19 protein-coding genes are annotated in these 18,786 nt (G+C 31.3%); 12 read left to right on the forward strand and 7 right to left on the reverse strand.

Translation table 11 applies throughout. From position 1 onward, the window contains the following. From CVD18_RS04475 to CVD18_RS04485, 3 genes are all read left to right on the forward strand, one after another. Positions 1-543, forward strand: a 543-nt coding sequence (locus CVD18_RS04475; protein WP_233194466.1) for a transposase, incomplete at its 5' end; no start/stop codon positions are given. Positions 544-675: 132 nt separating this feature from the next. Next, positions 676-906, forward strand: coding sequence for an addiction module protein (locus tag CVD18_RS04480; protein WP_233194467.1), 231 nt, complete (start codon positions 676-678; stop codon positions 904-906). Continuing rightward, positions 903-1,190 carry a type II toxin-antitoxin system RelE/ParE family toxin gene (locus CVD18_RS04485; protein WP_103864250.1) on the forward strand — a complete coding sequence of 96 codons (288 nt, stop codon included), beginning with the start codon at positions 903-905 and terminating at the stop codon, positions 1,188-1,190. The genes CVD18_RS04480 and CVD18_RS04485 overlap by 4 nt, the downstream gene beginning before the upstream one ends. A gap of 255 nt (positions 1,191-1,445) precedes the next feature. Here the strand turns inward: CVD18_RS04485 and CVD18_RS04490 are convergent, their stop codons facing one another. From CVD18_RS04490 to CVD18_RS04500, 3 genes are read right to left on the reverse strand one after another with little or no spacing between them, the layout of a single operon-like run. Continuing rightward, positions 1,446-1,889, reverse strand: a complete 444-nt coding sequence (locus CVD18_RS04490) for a hypothetical protein (RefSeq protein ID WP_233194468.1) — start codon at positions 1,887-1,889, stop codon at positions 1,446-1,448. Beyond that, positions 1,879-3,180, reverse strand: coding sequence for an ABC transporter permease (locus CVD18_RS04495; protein ID WP_103864251.1), 1,302 nt, complete (start codon positions 3,178-3,180; stop codon positions 1,879-1,881). The genes CVD18_RS04490 and CVD18_RS04495 overlap by 11 nt, the downstream gene beginning before the upstream one ends. Further along, a complete protein-coding gene (locus CVD18_RS04500; RefSeq protein WP_233194469.1) occupies positions 3,177-3,806 on the reverse strand; it encodes an ABC transporter ATP-binding protein in 630 nt (209 codons plus the stop codon). Before CVD18_RS04500 ends, CVD18_RS04495 begins: the two co-directional genes overlap by 4 nt. Positions 3,807-3,998: 192 nt before the next feature. Between CVD18_RS04500 and CVD18_RS04505 the strand changes: the two genes are divergently transcribed. Continuing rightward, positions 3,999-4,478, forward strand: coding sequence for a GNAT family N-acetyltransferase (locus CVD18_RS04505; RefSeq protein WP_103864253.1), 480 nt, complete (start codon positions 3,999-4,001; stop codon positions 4,476-4,478). A gap of 24 nt (positions 4,479-4,502) precedes the next feature. Here the strand turns inward: CVD18_RS04505 and CVD18_RS04510 are convergent, their stop codons facing one another. Beyond that, positions 4,503-5,489, reverse strand: coding sequence for an AraC family transcriptional regulator (locus CVD18_RS04510; RefSeq protein ID WP_146052701.1), 987 nt, complete (start codon positions 5,487-5,489; stop codon positions 4,503-4,505). 111 nt (positions 5,490-5,600) lie between these two features. On the opposite strand from CVD18_RS04510, the gene CVD18_RS04515 reads away from it, so the two are divergent. From CVD18_RS04515 to CVD18_RS04550, 8 genes are all read left to right on the forward strand, one after another. Next, positions 5,601-7,934 (forward strand): TonB-dependent receptor, encoded by a 2,334-nt coding sequence (locus CVD18_RS04515; RefSeq protein ID WP_103864255.1) that lies wholly within the window; start codon positions 5,601-5,603, stop codon positions 7,932-7,934. Positions 7,935-8,142: 208 nt separating this feature from the next. Continuing rightward, positions 8,143-9,348, forward strand: a complete 1,206-nt coding sequence (locus tag CVD18_RS04520) for an alpha/beta hydrolase-fold protein (protein WP_146052702.1) — start codon at positions 8,143-8,145, stop codon at positions 9,346-9,348. Between the two features lie 217 nt (positions 9,349-9,565). Further along, positions 9,566-10,483, forward strand: coding sequence for a GlxA family transcriptional regulator (locus CVD18_RS04525; RefSeq protein ID WP_103864257.1), 918 nt, complete (start codon positions 9,566-9,568; stop codon positions 10,481-10,483). A gap of 93 nt (positions 10,484-10,576) precedes the next feature. Further along, positions 10,577-11,494 carry a GNAT family N-acetyltransferase gene (locus tag CVD18_RS04530; RefSeq protein ID WP_103864258.1) on the forward strand — a complete coding sequence of 306 codons (918 nt, stop codon included), beginning with the start codon at positions 10,577-10,579 and terminating at the stop codon, positions 11,492-11,494. Between the two features lie 11 nt (positions 11,495-11,505). Then, the gene (locus CVD18_RS04535; RefSeq protein WP_103864259.1) at positions 11,506-12,399 is read left to right on the forward strand and encodes an alpha/beta hydrolase fold domain-containing protein; all 894 of its coding nucleotides are present in this window, start codon (positions 11,506-11,508) and stop codon (positions 12,397-12,399) included. A gap of 451 nt (positions 12,400-12,850) precedes the next feature. After that, on the forward strand, positions 12,851-13,792 hold the full coding sequence (locus tag CVD18_RS04540; protein WP_103864260.1) for a tryptophan 2,3-dioxygenase family protein: 942 nt from the start codon (positions 12,851-12,853) through the stop codon (positions 13,790-13,792). Between the two features lie 567 nt (positions 13,793-14,359). Further along, complete coding sequence (locus CVD18_RS04545; RefSeq protein ID WP_103864261.1) at positions 14,360-15,226, forward strand: zinc-dependent peptidase; 867 nt, start codon at positions 14,360-14,362, stop codon at positions 15,224-15,226. Positions 15,227-15,284: 58 nt separating this feature from the next. Beyond that, positions 15,285-15,986, forward strand: a complete 702-nt coding sequence (locus tag CVD18_RS04550; protein ID WP_103864262.1) for a Bax inhibitor-1 family protein — start codon at positions 15,285-15,287, stop codon at positions 15,984-15,986. 73 nt (positions 15,987-16,059) lie between these two features. On the opposite strand, the gene CVD18_RS04555 is transcribed toward CVD18_RS04550, so the two are convergent. The 3 genes from CVD18_RS04555 to CVD18_RS04565 form a co-directional block, all read right to left on the reverse strand. Further along, positions 16,060-17,046: a YpdA family putative bacillithiol disulfide reductase gene (locus CVD18_RS04555; RefSeq protein ID WP_103864263.1), complete on the reverse strand. Its 987-nt coding sequence runs from the start codon at positions 17,044-17,046 to the stop codon at positions 16,060-16,062. 213 nt (positions 17,047-17,259) lie between these two features. Further along, positions 17,260-17,922, reverse strand: coding sequence for a ribulose-phosphate 3-epimerase (gene rpe, locus CVD18_RS04560; protein ID WP_103864264.1), 663 nt, complete (start codon positions 17,920-17,922; stop codon positions 17,260-17,262). A 188-nt stretch (positions 17,923-18,110) separates the two neighbouring features. Beyond that, positions 18,111-18,518 carry a BLUF domain-containing protein gene (locus CVD18_RS04565; RefSeq protein ID WP_103864265.1) on the reverse strand — a complete coding sequence of 136 codons (408 nt, stop codon included), beginning with the start codon at positions 18,516-18,518 and terminating at the stop codon, positions 18,111-18,113. Positions 18,519-18,786 lie beyond the last annotated feature (268 nt).

An 18,786-nucleotide genomic window follows, 5' to 3' on the forward strand; every position in this document is an offset into this window, starting at 1 on the left:
TATAAAGCTACAATGCCCGATAAAGGGTATTTTATTACAATAACGACGGTTGGTTGGTTAGATGTTTTTACAAGATTACGGCAAAAGTATGTTATCATTGATAGTATAAAGTATTGCCAAAAACACAAAGGTTTAGAGGTATACGCTTATTGCATTATGTCTAATCATATACATATGTTATGCAAAGCAGAAGAAAATTATATATTATCAGATATTATTAGAGATTTAAAAAAGTTTACCTCAAAAAAGATAATAAAAACGATACTAGAACACTCTGAAAGTAGGAGAGAATGGATGCTTGACTATTTTAGTAATGCATGCAAGCATTTAAAAAGAAGGCAAGAATATAAAGTTTGGCAGGATGGATATCATGCAGAAGTTGTAAATACCAATAGGTTTATAAAACAAAAAATTAACTACATTCATAATAATCCAGTAAAAGATAAGATTGTATCTGCTCCAGAAGATTATGTTTTTAGTTCAGCAAGAAATTATGCAGATTTGGATTATGAATTAGAGGTTGTTCTTTTGGATATGTTCTGAGTTGTCATGCACGGATTACAAATCCGCGCTATCGGGGATATCAGAGTTCCCAAAAATATAAGCATCTTGCATCATAAGCAAAAAAACATGTATATTAAACATTATCTTTGTTATAAATATAAAAGGAGAATTATGGGAGCAGTAGAGTTAAGAAGTCTTATATCAGAGTATGTAAATACAGCAGATGAGCGCCTGTTAAAAATAGTAAAAGCTGTTATGGAAAGTTATCATGAAGATGAGTTTACGATAACAGAAGAGCAATATAAAATAATAGATCAACGAAGAGAGCGTCACTTGAAAGGGAAAAGTAAATCTTTTACTTGGGAAGAGGTGAAACAAAGTGCTAGAGATGTCTCTCAATGAAATACGAAGTAGAAATTAAAGAGGAGGCTCGTTTAGAAATAATCAAAGCTTACCTTTATTATGAAGAACAACAAATGGGTTTAGGAGAACAATTTTTTGCACATTTAGATATTTATATGGGCAGAATACAAAAGAATCCTAAACATTATCCTGTGAAAAAAAATCCATATAGAGAAGTTTGGATTAAAAAGTACCCATATTTAATTGTTTACGAAATTATCAAAAACAAAATAGTTATTTACTCTATATTTAATACTTGGCAAGACCCTAAAAAGAAACCTTAAGAGAAGATAGTACAGATCTATAAACCTGATGGCTAAGATATGATAGTGCGGAAATATTTTTTGTGGTGACCCGATAGCTCGGATATGATAGCGCAGATTTGTAATCTGTGCAGCGTATGAGTAAACGATACGAGCAATAAAAGCAAAGAACCAGTTACAGTGATGTAGCTGGTTTTTGTTTTAACGTACAAATTCATACTACCTGAGTCATCTTAGGAATATCAATACGAACTATATAAAATACTATCAAGAACATTATTTAAAACGCCCTACCGCTTCTGTCAATATGTAATTAAAATGCTCTGGATCATCTGGGTTTAATTTGAGAATCCCTGTAAATGTAACGACATCATCGGTTTTAAATTTTTGCATCTTTTTAAACTGCACTTCCATTGCTGTTTCGGGACCAGCACCCCCACAAAAAAAGCAAGAAGCCATTGGGTTTTTAGAAATTAAAAACAATTTTCCTTCGGGGTCAACATCCAGAAAATACCCAGAGATGGTTATTTTTTTTCCTTCCAATTGCTTTACAGACTCTTTATAATGTGGATATAAAAAATAGGTATCCCATGCAGGAAAGTATTTTTCGGTAAAAGTAACTTTTGCGAGGTGATCCCATGTTATTTTTTCTTGGCAGATCATCGATTGAGAAGATACCAGAAATATTGATATTACAATAATAAAATGTTTAATTCTCATGACTTAAAATTTTTGATATATCCATTTTTGTAATAGGGTACATAGCAAATAGGATAACGATTGATATGACTAGTGCGAGTATCAGAGAAACCTGAATAATATCTATATATAGATGTATGGTAGTTATAGATTGTTTATACTGATTTTCTATAACAGTAAACATGATAGAGAGACCAATTTGTGAACAAAGAATTCCTAACAGAAGCCCCAGAGTAGTAATTAATATCCCCTCGTAGCCAACTAATTGTACCAATTGCCATCTAGAAGCACCATAAGTACGCATTAATGCCAATTCATAAGAACGCTCTTTGATAGTTTTATAAAGGTGTATAAAAATACTCAATACAGAAATACCTAATATGATATAAGCAATCCATTGAATAGTTTGAGTACCAATTCCAGTAGTTTGGGTAAGTTTATCCATTTCAAACTTAGGTAAGGCAGCCATGGTTCCTGTAGTATCGTTTATATGTCTGGGTAACATCAATAGAGCTCTTGGATTTCTAAACGATACAAGTAAAGCGGTAACCTCCTTAATATGAGTTTCACCTTCATGTGAGTGGTGTTCCTCTTCATGTAGATTATGATGTTCCTCTTCATGTGAGTGGTGTTCTTCTTTATGTGGATCATGATGTTGTTCTTCATGATCAGTATGCCCATCCTCGGTATCCTCATGGTGTAGCATCCATATGGTTTCTAGTGGTGTTGTGATAAGTCGATCAATTACTTTTCCCGTAGATTGATATATCCCTACCACAATCATCATATGCTCCTCATGTTTACCTCCTTCTTGATTTGCCAGAAGCCCATGTGTACCATGAATTTTATCACCCAATGTAAGCTTTGATTGTTCTGCAACCTGACTCCCCAGAACTACTTCCATAGGATTTGTAGCATTTTTACCTTTTTCGAGCGTAGTTTTATAGAGAGAAGCAAAATTTGCTGTAGTACCTATAATTCGGTATCCATTATAATTATCCCCCAGAGATATAGGCACCACCTCTTTTGTCCAAGGATGTTTTTTTAATTTAGTATACTCATCATAGGTGATATTTCCTGTAGGATTATCAATATGAAAAACAGAAGAAAGTACGAGTTGCAAAGGACTCCCTTTGGCACCTACTACCATATCGATTCCTGCAAAGTTATTTTGTAATTGATGATCAAGTGCCTTATTAATTTGGCTAATAAAAAGCAATAGCCCTATACTCAGGGCAAGAAGAATACAGCTTAAAGATGTTGACAGCATTTTGGATGTGCTGTTCTTGATGGCTAGAAGAAAAATATTCATAACGTTATAATGGTATCAAAAGCAGCAGTTATACGAGTATCATGAGTAATAATAATCAAGTTACTTTGTGATTGTTTGGCTTGTGACTTCAACAATTCTATAGATTGATTACAGTGATCATCATCTAAGCTAGAAGTAGGTTCATCAGCAAGAATTAATGAAGGAGAATGAATAACAGCACAGGCGATACCTAATCGTTGTAATTGACCAGTACTTAACTCTGTTACCCGATGATTTTTGTGAGTACTGAGATTAAGTTGTTTCAGGATCGTATCTAAATGAGTATACGGTTTCTTTTTTTTTGCTAAATACAGCCTGAGTTTTAAGGTTTCTATTACAGTTAATGAGGGGATAGTATGCATTCTCTGAAAAACAATACCAATGTTTTCTCCCCGAAATTGATCCATTTTACGATTGCTAAGTGATTGCGTAGTGGTGCCATTAATTTTTATGATTCCTGTACTAGGCTGTAATAACCCTGCCAATAGATGAAGTAATGTAGTTTTACCGATACCCGATTTACCCAAAATCAAAAGCTCCTCTCCTTTGTCAAGAGATATATCTGGAAAACGTAACTGAACGCCACCATTAGGATATGAGAATTGTAAATTTTCTGTAGAAATCACTTTATGAGTTTTAACGCAACAAATTTGCATTAAAATTTACTATAAAGCATGTTAAAAAAAACATAATTAATGCAGAAGCAAGGTTAAATGTGTATTTATATACAGATACAAGGTATTTATTTTGTGAATAAATGAAGGTGTTTTTTTGATATCTTTGATAAGAGTAAAAAAATAAATAAGATTATTGTTTTTATGAATGTAGAATTAAAAGAATATACTCCTCTTTTTTTTGAAGCTCTCAATTCATACCGTCTAGATAAAAAACAATCTGATTTTACAGCAAGTTTAGAGTATTGTTTATATGAGAGGAAAGATTTGGAAAACCCAGAGAAAACATTGGTAGTAATTGTTTTTGAGGAATTACCAGTTGGTTTTTTTGTTTTTGATCAAGGAAATGATAAATACAAACTAACCGATAATCCAAAATCAATATTAATTCGTTCGTTATCAATAAACCCAAAATATCAAGGTAAAGGAATAGGGAAGTATGCAATGCAATTGACAACGCAGTTTATCAAAGATCAGATTCCTCAAATTAATGAGATAGTATTGTCAGTTAATTTTAAAAACAAAAATGCATATTATACCTATCTCAAATCAGGATATATAGACGATAATAAAGTAATCATTGGTATAAAGGGAGAACAACATGTGCTAACAAAGAAAATTTGATCTTTGAGTATACTTAAAAAATACTTATATAGAATTAGACATCAATAAGCTAGGCAGGATTCCGTATACTTTTTTGAAAGCTACGGTAAAATGTTGTGGGTTTTTATAGCCTACCTCGTATGAAGCTTCAGAAACAGAAAACCCTTTATATTGTAGCATGTTTTTGGCCTCTTCCATCCTTAAAGCAGTAATATGCTTAAAAATAGTAGTAGGAAATACAACCTTAAAATCATGTTTTAACTTTGAAGTATTGATGCCAAACCCAGTGGCTAGTTTGTTTATGGTTAAAGGCTTTTTTAGATTCTTTTTTATGTAATTTTCTATTTCAAGAATTCTTATGTAGTCATTCACAGATAACTGTTTGTTCTCTTGTGTTGTTTCATCTGTTTTAGCGAGTAAGACAAGTAACAATTCATTTACTTTAGTTACTAAAAAAGGCTTTTTTATACTTTTCTTATAGTTGCAATTTGTAATTTCATGAATACACTTATATAACTCTGAAGAAATAGGTTTACTTTTTGGCCACATCTTAAACGATTGTTTATTTTCAATAGCGTTTCCAAAGAGAGTAAGAGATTCTTTAAAATCATTGCCGATTAATCTTTTTAGGTATTGCTCTGTAAACAATATTTCTACTGTTTTTCTACTATCTGCCTCATAGGTTAATGTTCCTTCTACTTTAGGAATATAAAACAAATTATAATGCCCTTTTGGTATATAAACTTCTTTTTCTTGAGGATCTGTAGGAGTGTATAAACTAGAGCCTTCAATTTCAAATTGTAATTTAAAAAAAGGAAAGTCATGAAACACACCAATAGTATGGTGCTTAGTTTCGATATCCCTCATGATCATTCTGATACCGTCAAAATTAATTTCGGTAAGCATTCCTTTTTCATAACAATTGTCTACCTCAATGCTATTTTCAGAATATACCTCTACCTTAAAATCTTTATTAAATTTTTTAATAAAAACGTTATTTTCAAACATTGCACTTTTGAGTATTGTTTTCACTTTTTTTTCTTTTTGCGTTGTACAAAAACCTTTTTGCGTTAATCGGTAGAAAACCTTTGAGGTTACTTTTGCCAAAAATAACAATTTATAATTAATCTAAATAGGTGAAATATGAAGATTACGAATTTTAATCTACTTAATTTTTTTACTCTGGTGGTGGTCTTTTGTTGTACGAGTGCAGTATTTGGTCAGGATACAGGAGTTATAGAAGGAAAAGTGTATACCAATGATAGCAAACCAGCATCAGGGGTTAATATCTTTATAGAAAATACAAAATTAGGAGGTGTGTCTGACACCAATGGAGAATACAACATAAAAAACATTCCTCAAGGGGAACAGACTATTGTGTTTTCTGTTGTAGGATTAAGTAAAAAGAGTGTTACTGTAAATGTAGCATCGGGTGTAACTATAATGAATGATGTTTTTTTACAGGCGAGTAGTCAAGCATTGGGAGAAGTTGTTTTGAATGTTAAGAAAGAAAATAAATTTGATAGAAAAGAAACACCATATGTAGCAAGATTACCTTTGAAAAATATAGAAAACCCACAGGTATATTCAGTAATCACAAAAGGTTTATTACAAGAATTACAGGTAAATGATATACAGGGAGCGATACAAAATGCACCAGGGATCAATAATGTAATGCAAGGTATTGGTTCTGGAGGAGTAGGACTTAATTTTATAATGAGAGGTTTTAGTGCAGATATAGCTATGAGAAATGGTGTAGGTACTGCATTTAGAACAGGAACAGATCCTGCAAACTTAGAGCGTATTGAAGTTATCAAAGGGCCTTCAGGAACCTTATTTGGTACAAATATGGTATCTTCTTATGGAGGAGTAGTAAACCGTGTAACCAAAAAAGCATATGCAAATTTTGGAGGATCAGTAGAATACTCAACAGGAAGTAATAACCTGTCTAGAATTGCTGCAGATTTAAACACACCGTTGAATGAAGAAAAGACCGTACTTTTTAGAGTAAATGCATCTAAGCATAACGAACATAATTTTCAGGATTATGGACTGATCAGAAACTTATTTATAGCTCCAACACTTACTTATAGACCTAATGAAAGATTAGAACTTAATGTAGAAGCAGAATTTTATAAAAATGATGCGCCAAGTACTTATTTTAATGTAGGTAGAGCAGGTGTAAACAATACAGATGATTTAAACTACAATTTTGAATATTCATATGGTAGTGATTATTTAAGTAGTACTTCTGAATCATTCAACATTTTTGCAGAAGCAAAATATAAAATTTCAGAAAACTGGACATCGCAAACAGTAGTGTCTACATCTAATGTAGATAACAATGCTAATTATTTGTTTTTAGATTTTCTAAATAAGAATGATGCAGAAAGACGTATCATGAATTTAGAAGCTCAGTTTTATACTACACAAGTACAGCAAAATATTACTGGGAAATTTGATGTAGGTTCTGTGAAAAACAAAATATTAATCGGAGCAGATTATTACCACTTAAGAACCCCTTTTAGAAGAACTCAGTTTGTATATGATACAATAGGATATGCTAATCCACAGGCAGATTTCAATAGAAAAAGATATGATCTTATTCTAGGAGAAACAGAAGCATTTAGTGTAGGACAAAGAGATCAATCAAGTGTTGGAGCTTATGTTTCTAATGTTGCAGAGCTAACAAAAAAACTTTCTGTAATGGCCAGTTTGAGAGTAGATCATTTTAATGATAAAGAAGGAGATTTTGATCAAACAACTTTTTCTCCAAAGTTTGGAGCAGTGTATCAAATTGTAGAAGATAAATTATCTGTTTTTGGTAATTATATGGATGGATTTAGCAATGTTTCTCCAGATATATTATCAGATAGAACAGTACGATTTAATCCTGAGCATGCTATTCAGATAGAAGGAGGTATTAAAGCAGAACTGTTTGATAATAAGTTAAGCGCAACATTTAGTTACTACAATATTACTGTGCGTGATGCAGTAAGATGGGTAAGAGGAGTTGAGCGGTATAGAATACAAGATGGAGAAAGAGGAAGTAAAGGTTTTGAATTAGAAATTATAGCAAACCCAATAAAAGGCTGGAATATTGTTGCAGGATATGCAAATAATAAAAGTGAGTACCTAGAAGGAGATGAATCTATAGTTGGTAATACCCCATTTGCTGCACCAGAAAACACATTAAATTTTTGGACAAGCTATAAATTACCAAAAAGTGTATTAAAAGGACTTGGTTTTGGTTTTGGAGCTAATTATACAGATGAGTCGTTCCTAAGTGATGCAAACACTTTTACAGTACCAAGCTATACTGTACTTAATAGTGCTTTGTTTTATGATCATAAAGATTTTAGAGTTGGATTGAAATTCAATAATATAACCAATGAGAAGTATTGGGCAAATATGGGAACATACCTACAGCCACAAAGAGAGAATACTGTCATTGCAAGCTTTATCTACAAGTTTTAAGTAGAATTGTAATCAAGAAGCGCATGTAAGCAAACCAAGGTTTTCTATGAGTAATTCACATTGTCAAGTCTGACTTGTCGTAAGAACAGAGTTTATTACGACAAGTTTAGATTGACATACTATAGTTTTTTTGATTTTTAATACATTTTTTTGTGGGATATTACTACATGCACTTACTTATTATACTCTTTCTAAAAAAAATACCGAGATGAAATTCTTACACAAAACTTTATATGTACTTGTTATATGCTTTTATGGCGTACAAGTATTTAGTCAGGACAAAATAGAAATAGGAGAAAAGCATACATTATTTTCAAAAACCCTAAACGAAGAAAGAGAGTACTGGGTGTATCTTCCGCCGAATTATAGCGATACTATTTACGCTCCAGAGCAATATCCTGTAGCTTATTTTTTAGATGGAGACAGACATTTTCATTCGTTGACAGGTATTCATGATTTTTTAAGTAAAGGGCCATATGCTTCCTTACCACAGATGATTATGGTAGGAGTGCTCAATACTGATAGAGCAAGAGATCTGACACCAACTCAGGTTATCAATAAAGATAAGAGCATGCGTAGCTTTCCTACAAGTGGAGGAAACCTAAAATTTTTATCCTTTTTAGAAAAAGAACTGATTCCTGAAATTCAAAAAAAATATAGAACGAATGAATACCGTACATTGATAGGGCATTCGTTTGGAGGAATTACAGTATTGAATGCACTATTAGAAAAAAGAGACCTTTTTAATGCATATATGGCAATAGACCCAAGTATTTGGTGGGATGATGCTTATATTTTAAAGAAAGCTAAAGAAAAATTAAAGAGTAGCCATTTTAAAGGAAAAACCTTGTATCTGGCTAGAGCTGATAACAAACAGAAGGCAACCAACAAATTTACTAAAACATATCAAAAAGATATTGATGAACACCTGCAGTTAATAACTCAGTTTCATGAAGTATTAAAAAATAATACAGTATCAAAACTACGTTGGGGATATGATTTTTATAAAAATGAAGATCATGGCACCATATCACTGCCAGCAGAATATCAAGGGTTACAGTTTATTTATGAGGGATATCAAGCTCAGGTAAAAGTAGTTGCCGCAAACCCAGATGTGTTATTTATACAATATGAGGAGATGTCAAAAAAAATGGGAACTACAATTCACCCATCAGAAGCGCTTATAGATTGGATTGCTGGATATTGTTTTAAAAGAAAATTACCAGAAAATGCAATCAAATTCTTAAAGAAGAATACAGAGCTATATCCCAAAAGTAAAAATACATATTTGTCATTGGCAAAAGCCTATATGAAAAATGAAAATAAAACCCAAGCAAAGAAAGTACTGAGTAAAGGGATTGAGGTGATCGATGATTCTACAAAGTTGGTAGAACAATTAAAAGCATTAAAATAAAAGTAGTATGTAGAAAATACTATTTCGTTATAAATATATACTTATTTATAATAATTGTTGATTTTTTCTCGGAGAGTGTCTTTTGAAGACGCTTTCTGGGGAATTTAAAAAAAGTCCACTATTATGTAGTACTACATAATAGTGGACTTTTTTTTGTCTGTATATGTCGCATCATCGTCCTTTTTTACATATAAAAACTATAGTAACTTTACATGTAATGAAGAAAATCATTTTTATTATCCCACCCTCATTAGAATTATTGGATCTGGCAGGCCCTTTACAAGTGTTTACAGAAGCAAAGTTCTACGGCTTTGATATATTGATAGAGTTTTATGCATTACATAAAAAACTGATAAGTTCTGCAGGACTTCCAATAGGAGAAATAAAGGAGTACAAGCAAGCATTGCCCCAAAAAGGAGATTTTATATTTATTCCTGGAGTTCATTTTGAAAACCTGCAAAGGCAAGAAGAAAGAGAAGAAGAATTTCTTATATGGTTACAAGAATATGCGAAAAAAGAGATACATATCTGTGCGATGTCTAATGCAGCATTCATTCTGGGAGAAGCAGGGTTATTAGATAATAGAGAGTGTACTACCTATTGGCGAAGGATAGATTTATTAAAAGAACTATTTCCAAAAGCAAGAGTAGTGACAGATGTATTATTTGTAAAAAGCGGTACTATTTATACGAGTGCTGGTATTAGTGCTGGTATAGATTTGGCTTTGTCAATATTAGAAGAGTTAAAAGGTCCTCTTTTTGTGAATAAAGTAGCTAGAGGATTAGTAATCTATCATCGCCGTAGTTCAAAACATACGCAACATAGTATTTATCTTGATTATAGAAATCACATAAATCCAAAAATACATCAAGTACAGGATTATATGATAGCAAATATTGCTAGTAAAATTACTATAGAAAAACTTGCAGAAAATGTAAGCATAAGCTCTAGAAGTTTAAGTAGGGTTTTTAAAAAAGAAACAGGAATAACGATTATCGAATATCTAACTAAGTTGCGAATAGAGAAAGCAAAGACACTTAAAAATAACCCAGAATACACCATTGACTTTATTGCTTCAGAGTGTGGTTTTACCTCTGCTAGGCAGTTGCAAAGAATATTAAAAAAAAACAAATGATATGTAAAATATACGATTGAGTAGAGATGCTAAAAATAAAATCAATCTTTATAGCTACTAAAATTTCTTAATAACCTCATTTATAAAATTGCGATGCAGAATAAAATATTAGAAACAGAGCGACTTATTCTTAGAGAATTTGATTTGTCAGATTATCAATTTATTCTAGAGTTGGTAAATACACCTTTATGGCTGAAGTATATCGGAGATAAAAATGTAAAAACCGATGAAGATGCCAAAGCATATATAAAAAATACTCTTTTAAAAAGTTACCGAGAAAATGGTTACGGCTTATGGATGGTGCAATCAAAACAAGATTACAGCCCTATAGGTATGTGTGGTTTGATAAATAGAGATTCATTAGAACATGTAGATATAGGTTTTGCGATGCTACCAGATTATATGAAACAAGGATATGGGTTTGAAATAGCCAATGCTACAATAAATTATACAAAACATGTAATAGGTTTGGATAAAATTATAGGTATAACAGATGTCAATAATATTGCTTCTATTAAGTTATTAAACAAACTCGGATTACTAGTTGATAAAACATTACAGTTGTCAGAATATAGTAGTGTTCTTGTCTTTTCTCCACAAGAAAAAAATAAAGACAAAAATGAAATTGATAAACTAACACATAGCTTTTTTGATATATTTACCAATACAAATGGCAGAAAGCCTGACGTAAGTAACATAGTTTCGCTATTTATAGAGAAAGGAACTATAATAAATACTACTACAGCCGTTCCAGAAATCTATACAATACAAGAGTTTATTATGCCAAGAGAAAAAATATTAAATGATGGAACATTGACTGATTTTATAGAAAATGAGATCACACATGAGACAGCAATATATAGCAATATAGCCCAAAGATTTTGTCTCTATAAAAAATCGGGTAAGCTAAAGGGAGTAGATTTTGAATCTAAAGGAATGAAATCTATTCAGTTTATTAAAACAAATGAAGAATGGAAAATATCATCTGTGATATGGAGTGATGAACAATAAATTATAGATAGATGAAAAGCATTACATATTATATAGCCCTTTTTGTGATTAGATTAAAAGGGATTAAAAAAGAGTTCAGTAAAGACCCTATTGATTATGCAAAACTACGAAGAGAAGATGTTTGTAATCCTAAATTAGGAAGATTACAGTCTAAGAAGTTTAGTATTCTAGACACATTATTGACAGAAGTTAAACCAGCTCAACCCAATGGTTTTTTACTTTTATTTTGTCATGGAGGCGCTTTTGTTTCTGGACCTAGTAAGCATCATTGGGATTCAATAAAACAAATCATTTCAAAAACCTCTTGTAGTGTATGGATGATTGATTACCCCAAAGCACCCGAAAATAAAATAGATGTTATCTCTAAAAATATAGATGCAGTCTACTCAAAAGCTCTAGATGAATTTGATAAAAATAAAATTATACTATTGGGCGATTCGGCAGGAGGAACTTTGGTTACAAATCTTGTTCAAAGGATGGTGATCAAAGGAATGCCTATTCCTATAGGATTGATCTTGATATCGCCAGTTATGGATTCAACTATGTCTAATCCAGCAATAGATGATCTAGATAAAGACGATCCAATGTTATCAAAAAAAGGAGTACTAAGTGCAAAAAAAATGTGTGCATTTGATAATGATTTAAGTGATGCTAGACTATCTCCTATCAATGGAGGTTTTAAGGGGTTTCCTAAAACCTTATTATTTATTGCAGAAAATGATATTACAAAACCAGATCAGGAAAGAGCAGTACAATTAATGAATGACAATAACATTGATGTAACAGTTATTGTTGGAGACAGAATGCCGCATATCTGGCCATTATTGCCCGTAATAAAGGAAGGGAAACAAGCGATGTCGGTGCTAATAAGTTATATTCTTCAGAGTATCGATAGAGAAAAATAAAAACCTTAAGATGATGTAATCCTATCTCTATAAAATGTATCGTGGTTTAGTATAATAGAATCTTAAAAGCTGGAATGTTAATTCCCTTTTTTTTATCTTTGTTAGTAATTTATAAGTAATTGTGTGTTTATAGTAATAAAGCAATTATAACAACCTTGTGGATGTAATAAAGAACAAAACAAGATGAGCAGGATCAAAAAAAGTAATACAAAACACTCTATTTGTTGGGTACATAGAGTTTCAGAATATATTAATATAAAATCTCCTTTTTCATAATAGTTTCAATTGGATTGTAGCTGCTTTTTTCATGCATAATGGTATTTTCTATCTATAGAGTATCAAAACATATACAAAAAGTCAAAATGAGTTCCATAAGATGTAGAGCCTCTGCAGGTGAGTAGCAATAAAATTTCAAAAAACACACTTCTTATTTAATTGATTACACCGTATTATGAACAGACAAGAACTACTAGAAGCAATAGATAAAAAATATAAAGCAATGGGGCAAGACCCTGATGTGCATTTATCAGGATTATTACATGCCGAACCTATTACATATTGGGATTTTATACAAGTAGATGCTTTATTAGGATTGCAAATCCAGAGAACCCAGCTGCCAGATGAAATGGTGTTTATTATGTATCATCAAATTAACGAATTATTGTTTAAAATGATCCTTTGGGAGATCGATCAGGTTTCTTATTGTGAAGATATAGAGGTCAAAAAATTTGAAATGCACCTCATGCGAATAAGTAGATACTTTGATATGCTTTCGAATTCATTTGATATAATGGCAGAAGGTATGGAGGTTGATCAATATATGAAGTTTAGAGATACACTTACCCCAGCAAGTGGTTTTCAGTCTGCTCAGTATCGCAAAATAGAAATAGCCTCTACAGAATTGATTAATCTAATAGACTATAGATATAGAAAAACAATAGATAGAAGTAAACCCTATGAGTTTGCCTACAAAAACATGTATTGGCAAGTAGCAGGAGTAGATCATAAAACAGGAAAGAAAAATAAATTAATGATCAATTTTGAAGCAAAATATAAAAAAGAATTGATCCAATGGATGAAAGAATACAATACAATTAATTTATGGACAAAATTTAAACAGTTACCCAAAGAAGATCAAAAAAATAAAGAATTAATCAATGCTATGAGGCATTATGACCATACAGTAAATATTAATTGGGTCATGCATCATTATGATGCGGCAGCCAAATATCTGGATCATGGTAAGGTAAATGCAAAAGCAACAGGAGGTAGTGACTGGCATAAATATATGCATCCAAAATATCAGAAACGTATATTTTTTCCTGAGTTATGGGGCGATGAAGAAATAGACAATTGGGGAATTACCAATTTAGATGGATATAAAAAGAAATAATGATTGATCGTCTATCCATAAAATAAACACATGAAAAAAGTAACTCCTAAGCAGAACTAAGTTTTTTTAATTCGAATTTAGAGGCATTCAAAAGTTTTTTAAGTGTTCTTTTTTGTAACCTGCAATTACAAGTAGAAATGTCCTCTGTAGTACGATAAATCAAAGATTCACAATATTTAATTCGATTTGAGATAGGGAGTTTTGATATAACATCTTGATACAAGTTGTCAATGTCAATTAATGAGCTTGGGGGAGTTCTCTTAAATAAAAACATGTGATAGGTAATTTTGTACGTATTTGGTTGCTGTTTTTAAATTAAACACTGACTATAGGAGTAAATAATTATCAAATTTCATTCCCAACTCTTATATGAATAGTTAAAATTATGATAAGAATATATGCCTTGATTAATGGTTTTTTGGGGTGATATAGATAGAATTATTAGATGTTTATAGAGTTTGTAAGGATTAGAAATGAGGAGTATAAGAATGTTAAAAAGATATTTTAATACCTTTTTTATTTCTAAAACACTATTTTTAAGGGAGTCCTAAAATCTATATTACTTTCTTGAATTATTATATAATAGCTTTACTATTTGAAGAAAACCCTCCAAATACGTTGCTTCAAAATATAATTGGAGTTATTGTTACTATGGGAGTTATTGGCATATGTTTTTATTATGTGATACGATATTTGGAGTCAGTTTATGTAAAATATAAGAAACGTCCTTATTATATTCACTTTTATCCTACTCTCAAAAAATTACCAACCCATTTACAAGCATTTCTCAACGAAAATGATTTTTATAAGGCTCTCGATAAAAAGAGAAAGCGATATTTTATACATCGAACTGTTAAGTTTCTGGAAACTACAAAATTTGTAGGTAGAGAAGGGCTTGTTGTAGATGATTTTATGCGTATGCAGATAGTGATAATGATTACACAGCTTACTTTTGGGATGCGTCATTACTTGTTAGAGTATCTAAATACTATTGTATTGTATCCAACATCATTTTATTCAATCTTGAATAAAACCGAAAATCTAGGAGAATTTAGTCCTAGATTCAAAGCGCTAGCTTTGTCATGGAAACATTTTCAAAAAGGAAATTTACATCAGGATAAAGGAAAAAATTTAGGAGTGCACGAGTTTACTCATGCAATTCACTATAATTCTACTAGAAATAGTAATATAAGTAGTGAAATCTTCTATGATACTTTTTTATTACTAGAACAATACCTCGGAGATCAAGAAATACGCAAAAAAATAGTAGACTCTAAACTACTAAGAGCATATGCATATACAGATAAATTCGAATTTATAGCTGTATTGGTGGAAGTCTTTATGGAATCACCCCATCAGTTAAAGGAACAGTTTCCGCAAATATATTATTATGTAGTACAAATGCTAAATTTTAGATATTTTGAAGGTAAATAGAAGGCTGTTATCAAGAAAGAATTATATTTATACCACTTAATCATTATAATTTAGATACATGGAAGAATTTCAACAAATAGCACCCGTTAGTTCATTAACAGACGATAAAAGGGTTGCTTTTTATAAAAAAACATATACGCATCTTGCAATGGCAGTATTGCTTTTTGTAATTGTAGAATGGGTATTTTTTCAAATAGAGCCTATTGTGAATTTTGCATTTTCTATGACTCAAGGATGGAGATGGATGGTGATGTTAGGAGGATTTATGTTAGCCACTAATTATGCAGAAAAAATGGCACATAAAAACCATAATATCAATCAGCAATATTTGGGACTATTATTATATGTAGTAGCAGAAGCTTTTATATTTATTCCACTTATAGGAATTGCTATGATGATAGCACAAGATGGAGGGGCAAATATTTTGTATCAAGCAGCAATTTTGACACTGTCTTTGTTTACAGGCCTTTCTGCTATAGTGTTGATTACCAAAAAAGATTTTTCTTTCTTACGATCTATATTAACCATTGGTTTTTTTATAGCATTAGGACTTATTGTAGCGGGGTGGTTATTTGGATTTAACCTTGGACTATGGTTTAGTGTAGGTATGGTAGTATTGGCATCAGGATCAATTTTATACCAAACTTCTAATATGGTGCATAAATATTCTGAAGATCAATATGTAGGAGCATCCTTAGGGTTGTTTGCCTCATTAATGTTATTATTCTGGTATATATTAAGTATTCTATCTAGAGAATAGAACACTAGATAGACAACGTATAAGAATAAGAGCTAAAAATTTTTAGCTCTTATTTTGAGATGATGTAACTTTTTTAAATCCTTAAAAAAGTTACATCATTTTTTTTAGATATAGAATTTAGAATTGTTTTAGCGTGAACTCTAGAGTTTTCGATAAACCAAATATGGGTGTCCATACCTCCACAGATTACACCAGCCAAATAGAGATTCTTGATATTAGTTTCCATTGTTTCGTTATTATATTGAGGATATAACTTTTGATCGTCAGATAATTGAATACCTATTTTTTTTAGAAACTCAAAATTTGGCTTATAACCAGTAAGTGCTAGAACAAAATCATTTTGAATACTAAATTCGCCATCGGGATTACATATCTCAATTGTCTTAGGTAGTATTTTATTAATAGTAACATTGTAAAAAACCTTGATGCTACCTTCTTCAATACGGTTCATGATATCTGGTCTTACCCAATATTTTACACGTTTACCTATTTCAGGTCCACGAATAAGCATTGTTACATCAGCTCCTTTTCTATAGCATTCTAAGGCAGCATCAACAGCAGAATTACTAGCACCAATAACTGCCAGTTTTTGCTTGGCAAAAAAATGAGGATCTTTATAATAATGAGAAACTTTCGGCAAATCTTCTCCAGGTATATCTATCGTATTTGGCAGGTCATAAAATCCTGTTGCAATAATTATATATGAAGATGTATAATGGCCTTTATCAGTAGTAAGGTGAAAAATACCCCCTTCTTTATGTACCGTAACAACTTTTTCAAATAAATTAATGTTTAAATCATTAGAAGTTACAATTCTACGATAATACTCTAGAGCCTCATTTCGTTTTGGCTTAGCCTCATTACTAATAAATGGGATGTCATCAATCTCAAGTTTTTCCGAAGATGAAAAAAACTGCATGTTAAGCGGGTAGTTATATAAAGAATTAGTGATGGTACCTTTTTCAATAATACAATAGTTGACCCCTTTTTTCTTAGCTTCTAGGCCGCAGGCAATCCCTATTGGTCCGCCACCTACTATAATCAGATCTATGTGTTTCATCATAAAAAAATACAAAGGTTTATAATTTTATGTAAAACTAAAGTTTTTTGAGAGTATTGAAGCTCTATCTTATAAAAAGAGTAGGGTAAAGAAAAATTATTATACTATTTCTGATTTAAACTTCCTTCAATAGAATAAAAAAACACCAAAAACTAGGAGCTTTCTTAGTTTTTGGTGTTCTATATGTGTTTTATAAAAAAGAGATTCTATTTCTTAAGGATTAATGAGCTCCTTTAATTCTTTTATAGTATGAGTAGGATTCTCACTCTTGAAAACAAAACTTCCTGCAACCAATACATCTGCACCAGCATCGATTAGTTGTTTTGCATTTTTGTTGGTTACTCCACCGTCAATTTCAATTAAAGTATTTGCTTTATTTTGAGTGATGATTTCACGTAACTGCTTTATCTTTTTATAAGTGTTCTCAATAAATGATTGACCTCCAAACCCTGGGTTTACACTCATAATACATACCAAATCAATGTCATTAATGACATCTTCTAGTAAGCTTACGTTTGTGTGTGGGTTGATTGCTACACCAGCTTTCATTCCTTCTGCTTTGATCGCCTGTAGTGTCCTATGCAGATGCGTACAAGCTTCATAATGTACAGTAAGGATATTACTACCTAAATCAGCAAAAGTTTTGATGTATCGATCTGGTTCTACAATCATAAGATGCACATCAATTGTTTTGGTTGCATGTTTTGCGATATCTCTTAATACAGGCATTCCAAAAGAAATATTAGGAACAAATACACCGTCCATAATATCAATATGAAACCAATCAGCCTCACTTTTGTTAATCATTTCTACATCGCGCTGTAAATTAGCAAAATCAGCTGCTAATACAGAAGGGGCAATACGTTTTGAAGACATAAAATTGTGTTGTTTTGGGCAAAAATACTATTTAAGTTTTAAATTATACAAGTTCTCAAATGGAATTAATAAAACGCTGTTTTTAAATTTTTTAAGACCCCATGCTTTATATGTGTAGAGTTATCATTTTGATAATCAGTCGCTATGGTTTGTTAGATATTTCTTATGCCAGAAAAATTAATAATACACTATGTGATTTTTATAAATTTATGAGCTAGATAAGAAATACTTTTGTAATGTTCGGGATTACTGGTTTCTTTCTTTTTTAGAAATTGCTGTAGTTTGTTTTGATCTTCTTTGTCAGATATGACAGTAAATGGAGAATGATATTCTGAGAAAGAAGTATTACCCATTTCTTGGTCAAGCATCTTAATGATATTGTGGTGTCTGGTATCTTTTTTTATACGTTCAAACATATTCTTGACGGTATCTTCTTTTCCTTCAAGAATCTGGAAGAAATTTCGGTCAGAACATATTAAAATACCTCCTATTCCAATAGTATTGTTGTAATGGCCAACATAAGCGGCAAGCTTTTCTATATCAGAATTTGATATGCTTGGACTAGCTGTACTTACATAACTGATTATGTATCTCATAATAAGTCGTTTTAATGTTAGAAGGAGGTGGGGTACTTAAAGATACAAATTTTGTAACACTTTTACTAGAGTTATAAGACTTCTATTATGACGTTTTTTTAATATTAACATATTGTTTTTTAGTTATTTATGGGTTTCCGTAAAAAACGTATGGCTTTCCGTAAAAAAAGAAAATAATTTCTTTTTTTATGAGGTTTTGTTTAACTGTTAAAAGGTAATCTCTGGTAGTAGATTTTGAGGATAATTACGTTTTCCTGATAGGGTAGTC

This window comes from Aquimarina sp. I32.4 (assembly GCF_002924285.1).
GTDB lineage: Bacteria > Bacteroidota > Bacteroidia > Flavobacteriales > Flavobacteriaceae > Aquimarina.

Coding starts and splice junctions, on each gene's coding strand:
- CVD18_RS04480 (WP_233194467.1), top strand. CDS start 676: ATGGGAGCAGTAGAGTTAAGAAGTCTTATATCAGAGTATGTAAATACA.
- CVD18_RS04485 (WP_103864250.1), top strand. CDS start 903: ATGAAATACGAAGTAGAAATTAAAGAGGAGGCTCGTTTAGAAATAATC.
- CVD18_RS04490 (WP_233194468.1), bottom strand. CDS start 1,889: ATGAGAATTAAACATTTTATTATTGTAATATCAATATTTCTGGTATCT.
- CVD18_RS04495 (WP_103864251.1), bottom strand. CDS start 3,180: ATGAATATTTTTCTTCTAGCCATCAAGAACAGCACATCCAAAATGCTG.
- CVD18_RS04505 (WP_103864253.1), top strand. CDS start 3,999: ATGAATGTAGAATTAAAAGAATATACTCCTCTTTTTTTTGAAGCTCTC.
- CVD18_RS04515 (WP_103864255.1), top strand. CDS start 5,601: ATGAAGATTACGAATTTTAATCTACTTAATTTTTTTACTCTGGTGGTG.
- CVD18_RS04520 (WP_146052702.1), top strand. CDS start 8,143: ATGAAATTCTTACACAAAACTTTATATGTACTTGTTATATGCTTTTAT.
- CVD18_RS04525 (WP_103864257.1), top strand. CDS start 9,566: ATGAAGAAAATCATTTTTATTATCCCACCCTCATTAGAATTATTGGAT.
- CVD18_RS04530 (WP_103864258.1), top strand. CDS start 10,577: ATGCAGAATAAAATATTAGAAACAGAGCGACTTATTCTTAGAGAATTT.
- CVD18_RS04535 (WP_103864259.1), top strand. CDS start 11,506: ATGAAAAGCATTACATATTATATAGCCCTTTTTGTGATTAGATTAAAA.
- CVD18_RS04540 (WP_103864260.1), top strand. CDS start 12,851: ATGAACAGACAAGAACTACTAGAAGCAATAGATAAAAAATATAAAGCA.
- CVD18_RS04550 (WP_103864262.1), top strand. CDS start 15,285: ATGGAAGAATTTCAACAAATAGCACCCGTTAGTTCATTAACAGACGAT.
- CVD18_RS04555 (WP_103864263.1), bottom strand. CDS start 17,046: ATGAAACACATAGATCTGATTATAGTAGGTGGCGGACCAATAGGGATT.
- rpe (WP_103864264.1), bottom strand. CDS start 17,922: ATGTCTTCAAAACGTATTGCCCCTTCTGTATTAGCAGCTGATTTTGCT.
- CVD18_RS04565 (WP_103864265.1), bottom strand. CDS start 18,518: ATGAGATACATAATCAGTTATGTAAGTACAGCTAGTCCAAGCATATCA.